3 protein-coding genes are annotated in these 5,903 nt (G+C 41.7%); all 3 read right to left on the bottom strand.

Translation table 11 applies throughout. From position 1 onward, the window contains the following. On the bottom strand, positions 1-2,121 hold a 2,121-nt coding region (locus tag IM319_RS19420), incomplete at its 3' end, for a hypothetical protein (RefSeq protein ID WP_287736621.1). Between the two features lie 23 nt (positions 2,122-2,144). Then, positions 2,145-2,558: a hypothetical protein gene (locus IM319_RS19415; RefSeq protein WP_287736620.1), complete on the bottom strand. Its 414-nt coding sequence runs from the start codon at positions 2,556-2,558 to the stop codon at positions 2,145-2,147. A gap of 263 nt (positions 2,559-2,821) precedes the next feature. After that, complete coding sequence (locus IM319_RS19410; RefSeq protein WP_287736619.1) at positions 2,822-5,608, bottom strand: cation-translocating P-type ATPase; 2,787 nt, start codon at positions 5,606-5,608, stop codon at positions 2,822-2,824. Positions 5,609-5,903 lie beyond the last annotated feature (295 nt).

Raw genomic sequence — 5,903 nt, 5'->3', positions numbered from 1 at the left:
CCCTTTGAGGGTGCGGATTTCTTGGCCTGTTTCTACATTCCAGAGTTTGATAGTGTTGTCATCACTACCGCTCACCAATGTCTTGCCGTCGGGACTAAAATTAACGCTACTGACAAAGCTATCATGCCCCTTGAGGGTGCGGATTTCTTGGCCTGTTTCTACATCCCAGAGTTTGATAGTGTTGTCCCAACTACCGCTCACCAAAGTCTTGCCGTCGGGACTAAAATTAACGCTACGGACATAGAAATCATGCCCTTTGAGGGTGCGGATTTCTTGGCCTGTTTCTACATCCCAGAGTTTGATAGTGTTGTCAGCACTACCGCTCACCAATGTCTTGCCGTCGGGACTAAAATTAACGCTTGTGACAGAGTCATCATGCCCCTCTAAGCGATTGCGTTCACTTTTGCGGTTGAGAAGTTCCTGTAAGGCATTCGTCACCTCCTTGTCATATTTGTGCTGCTTTTGCAAGGTTTTACCCGCCTTAATTACTTCGACGAAAGCATCTAACTCTTTTCCTTTATCGAACAAAGACAAGGAAGAAAACCCGCGAGCATTTGCCAGATTAAGTTCCGCTTGTTGTGTTTGTTTCCACGCCATGAAACCCAATCCCGTACTAACCACCACCGCCACCAACGAACCCGCCGCAATCCTTCGCGCTGTTCTAATTTTTTCATTTTTTTGTCGTTCAGCTTGAGTAACACTCGCCTTAATAAACTCTATCGCCACAGTATTTAAATTAGGCAGAGAATTATTCTTTTGAAACTCAACAATTTTAGCCAACTTAGAACCGCCCCAAAGCTCACTACTCGCTTTTACTGCATCTTGCTTCTGTAAATCATCCCACTGTTTCGCATCAGCATATAAACGACTTCTCAGAACAATTATCTCCTCTTTTTCTCGAATTAAATCCTGTAACACTTTCCAAGAACGTAATAACGCCTCATGTGCCACCTCAACCGTTGGTTTCCCGTCTTCTCCCTTACTCACCAAAAGATGATTATCTATCAATTGATAGAGAACCTCCTTTTGCATTTCCTCCTGTTCAAAACTCGATTTATCCGCCCTTCTGCTAACCGCTTTTTCCCCTTCTAAACTAATTAACTCTAGAAAAATTTCCTCTGCTGCTTTCCGTTGCTGTTCATTAAATTTACCATAAATTTTATCCGCTTGTTTTTCTAGCGCACCCGTTACCCCACCAATCTCTTGATAAGTCTTAATATTTAAAACCCGCTCTTGAATATGATCTTTTTGCCACAATAAATCTAATGTATATTGTAACAGAGGTAAAGAGCCAGCCTGTTCATAAAAATCGGCAATAATTTGATTAATTAATCCCTGTTCAAAAATTACCCCATTTCTCGCCGCCGGTTCAGCAATAGCTAATCTTAACTCATTTTCATCCATATCCGTTAACATCTTGCTATACTGATCATGGATTTTTCCTAAACTGGGATAAGGACTTAATTTATCTAAAAAATCCGCCCTCATCGTCATCACAATTTTAACCAAACTATTATTCTTTTCAATCAATTTAATCAAACTTTTAATAAAAATATCCCTTTCTGTCTTCGGTGTACGAGTAAATAACTCCTCAAATTGGTCAATAAAAATAAACCATAAATCAGAATTATTTTTTAATCCTTCAACCACCTTAATTAAAGTCTCTTCCTGAACAGATTGTGCTATTTCTGCTTTTGATTGTCTATATTTAGGCGCAAGACAACCAGAAAAAGATTTAAAAGGATGGACATCAGGAACAAAAGTTAAATTAACCAATTTACTCGCGCCAAAATCATCCTTTAACTTAGGAATTAAACCCGCTTGCACGAGAGAAGATTTACCGCTTCCTGACGCACCCAAAAGCAGCAAAACATTCTTTTCTTCTAAATAATTTGTTAACTCAATAATCCATTTATCTCTTCCAAAAAACTTATCCTTATCTCCCTCTTCAAACTTAAATAAACCCAAATATGGAGAACCTGTAATTAAGCGTTGATTGGTAATTTCAATCTCAGATTTCTGGATGCTAATATACTGATTGACTGTCCCTAGATTTTCACCAGCGACAGCTTGAACCCCACCTTCAATATTAAGATTTTTACCGGCTTGATTCTCATTCATCAGGTTTGGGTGCTAAAGCGCAACTACGAACTTTTAGGATTGTAAGTAACTGTTTGGCTTGCAGTCCCTCGATTTGAACCAACAACATTTTGAACCCCACCAGAAATATTTATATTATATTTACCTTCTTTTGCCCCTTCTGGATCTTCTTTTTTCATTACTTCTTGGGCTGCTTTAATAATTTCGTCATCCTCCTTCAGTTCTTTAAGTCCCGCTTCTTCTAACTCATCTTCCAAAAGAGCTTTCGTTTTTTCAGGTTTCTGTTCGTATTTATCTAAAATTGTTGATGAATCTGTTTTCCCTTTTTCTGCAAACTTCTTCTTAATCAACGCTTTTAAACTCTCATAAGCATCCTTAACGGCTGTTCCTGCCGTATCCTTAGCCGCAGCAACCGCACCAGCAGCCAACGCAGCGAGAATTAGAGAAATCGGTTCCATTGCCTGAGACTCCAAATTAGATATTGCTGATTCAATCTTAGATCAAATCAGTTTTTAATAGTAAGCCAAACTGCAATCAGCTAGAGAACTGGAATTTCACGGCCAAGGCACTAAGTCTTAAAAGTATTGCTATGCAAGGCTCGTAGCTGAAAAAGCCAAACAAGGGTTTTCCCTGTGGATGGGGTTTATCAGTTATCAGATTTGAGTTTTCAATTCACTGTTTACTGTTCACTGTTTACTGAACAATGAAAAAAGCTCCCTGATTATCGCCGATGATACCAACGGGTAAATAATTTTTCTAACTCCACCCAAACGAATAACAAGGTACTAAACCCCAAACAGATTAATAATTCTTCTTTAGTTAAAAATTGAGTACCAAAAAAATCCCGCAGGGGAGGAACATAGATTAACATCAGTTGAAAAATTGTCGTCAGGGTTACTGCTACCCAGAGATAGGGATTAGTCAAAGGATTCATTTCTATGGTAAGATGATCGCTCGATCGCACGGAAATGGCATGACCCATTTGAGCTAAACAAAGAGTAGTAAAAACCATAGTTTTCCATGAACCAGTATTACCAAAAAGCGGATCCAAGCGCACAGCGATCAACATTTGAGTGATATTAATAATCGAAAAAATAATCCCAATTCTAACGATATAACTGCCCAAACCGCGAGCAAAAATACTTTCTTGGGGACTAAAAGGAGGGCGACGCATAATATCAGGAGAAGCGGGTTCCACAGCTAAAGCTAAAGCGGGTACACCATCAGTAACTAAATTCATCCAGAGAATTTGTAGGGGAGTTAGGGGAGTAGCTAAACCCAAAAGAGGCGAAGCAGCGATAGTAATCACCTCCCCGATATTACTGCCGAGAATATATTTAATAAAACTGCGAATATTGTGATAAACCACTCGCCCTTCTTCCGTAGCAGCGACGATAGTGGCAAAATTATCATCGAGGAGAATCATATCACTAGCCTCTTTGGTGACATCGGTGCCGGAGATTCCCATAGCAATACCGATATCTGCTTGTTTCAGGGCCGGAGCATCATTAACCCCATCTCCGGTCATAGCGACAAATTTACCCTTTTTTTGCAAAGCGCGGACAATAGTTAATTTATGTTCGGGGGAGACACGGGCATAGATGTTAGTTTTGTCAATGATGGTTTCTAGCTGAATTGGTGATAATTTATCTAATTCTTGTCCTGAGATGACTAAAGCTCCCGCTTGGGCAATACCAAGACTTTTAGCCACTGCTAGAGCGGTTAATTGATGATCGCCGGTGATCATGATCGGACGGATTCCCGCTTCTCGACACCTAGCCACGGCGATTTGTACCTCCGGTCGTGGTGCGTCGATCATACCGACCATTCCTAGCCAAATTAGCTCATCTTCGCTGATTTCAGTTGATTCTGGTGGATAAATCAGGTTTTTATAGGCTAATCCTAAGACTCGCAAACCCCTGTTCGCCATAGCATTGTTAGCGACTAAGACTTTTTCTTTTTCCCTATCCCCAAAAGGAAGACTTTCTAATCCCGATTGATAGGAGAGACATTGTTCAAGGATTAATTCCGGGGAACCTTTGGTAAATAGTACGGGATTGACTCCTTGACAAATGACCGACATTCGCTTTCTTTGAGAAGAAAAGGGTATTTCAGCGATTCTAGGGAACTCTTGCTTGGTTAGGGATAAATTTAAGCCCGCTTTCGCCCCTAAAACTAATAAGGCTCCTTCCGTGGGATCGCCTAAAATGCTATCGTGACCGTTATCGAGGTCTAAACTGGCATCGTTGCAGAGGACACTGGCAATTAAAAGATGATGTAATTCTAGATCGGTTTTGGGATCGATCGCCTGTTGCTCGGAGTCTAAAAATTGTCCTTTTGGGCTATATCCTTCCCCAGTCACCGAAAAATTGCGATTAATTGTCTCTATCTCCCGCACGGTCATTTTATTTTCCGTTAGCGTCCCAGTTTTGTCGGAACAGATCACATTAACGGAACCAAGGGTTTCTACTGCCGGCAGTTTGCGAATCAAGGCCTGACGTTTGACCATGCGTTGGGTACCTAGGGCGAGAGTTAGGGTGATAACTGCGGGTAATCCTTCGGGAACGACAGCTACTGCCATACTAAGGGAAACTTCGACTAATTCCTCTAGGGCCGACCAACCGGCATTGATCAGGCCGATGGTAATAGTCAGGGCAACTAGAATGAGAGAACCAGCGACAAGGACATTACCCAAGTGAGTCATTCTTTTTTGGAGAGGAGTGGGTTCGTTGCTGACTGTTGCTAACATTTGAGCGATTTTGCCTAATTCCGTCGTCATTCCCGTATTGGTAACGATGACCTTGGCCCGGCCTTGCAGTACTTCTGTTCCAGTAAAGACAAAATTTAAGCGATCGCCAAGGGGAGTATCCCGGTCTAAGGGGTCAATGGAGGCGGATTTATTAACACTATTTGCCTCTCCTGTCAAGGCCGATTCGCGAATTTGCAGGTTAAAAGCTTCGATAATTTGGCCGTCGGCGCTGATTTGGGTTCCCGCTTCAATCAGCATGATGTCCCCGGGGACGAGATTAACCGCATCTATTTCCGTGCGTTGGCCCTCGCGGATAACATTAACTTGGGGAGAGGAAAGTTTTTTTAAAGCGGCCAGAGCTTTTTCGGCGCGACTTTCTTGCAGATAGCCGAGCATACCATTGAGGATGACAATTGTTAAAATAGCGCTCGTATCTTTGAAGGGAACGCCAATTTTAGCCAGATGACCGCGCTGTAATGCCAGTAAATCTAGTCCCCCGGAAATTATGGCCACGGCAATTAAGAGGAGGAGCATAATATTGGTAAACTGATCCAGGAGAATTTGCCAATTACTGCGCCCTGGACGTTCTTGTAGTTCATTTTTGCCATAATATTTAATTCTTTCGGCGATTTGCTCTCTATTGAGGCCATTAACAGCCGAACTACCGAGGATAGATAGGGTGGTTTCCACCGGATAGGTATGCCAAGGTTGTTGCAAGTTAACGCTGGAATGGGCAGAATAGTCGGCATTGGCGGCCATGGCAAGTCAAGATAGTTGATCTAGATAGATCTTAGCCCTTTCTTTCCCCGGTCACAGGAAAAAACAAATGTTTAAACTGGCTCTTCCTGCTCATAGACAGTCTTAACGAGTAATGTAGATAAGTAGCTGGTTATAATTAAATTGAAGATAGATACCCCCTTAATCCCCCCTTGATAAGGCTATCCATTAGTCAGATCTTTCTTAACAAAAAGAGAAGAAACTTAAAAAAAGGGGAAACGATTGATAGGTATAGTTTTGAAAGAAGGAATTAAGGTGGAGGTAAGCAAAAAAATGG

It is taken from the genome of Microcystis sp. M113S1, assembly GCF_020246945.1.
Classification (GTDB): Bacteria; Cyanobacteriota; Cyanobacteriia; order Cyanobacteriales; family Microcystaceae; genus Microcystis.
Note: the sequence above shows the minus strand (reverse complement) of the source record. Positions and strands in the feature narration are given on the sequence as shown.

What these genes read in the sequence shown, in the direction of transcription:
- IM319_RS19415 (WP_287736620.1), bottom strand. Translation starts at nt 2,558, where the DNA reads ATGGAACCGATTTCTCTAATTCTCGCTGCGTTGGCTGCTGGTGCGGTT.
- IM319_RS19410 (WP_287736619.1), bottom strand. Translation starts at nt 5,608, where the DNA reads ATGGCCGCCAATGCCGACTATTCTGCCCATTCCAGCGTTAACTTGCAA.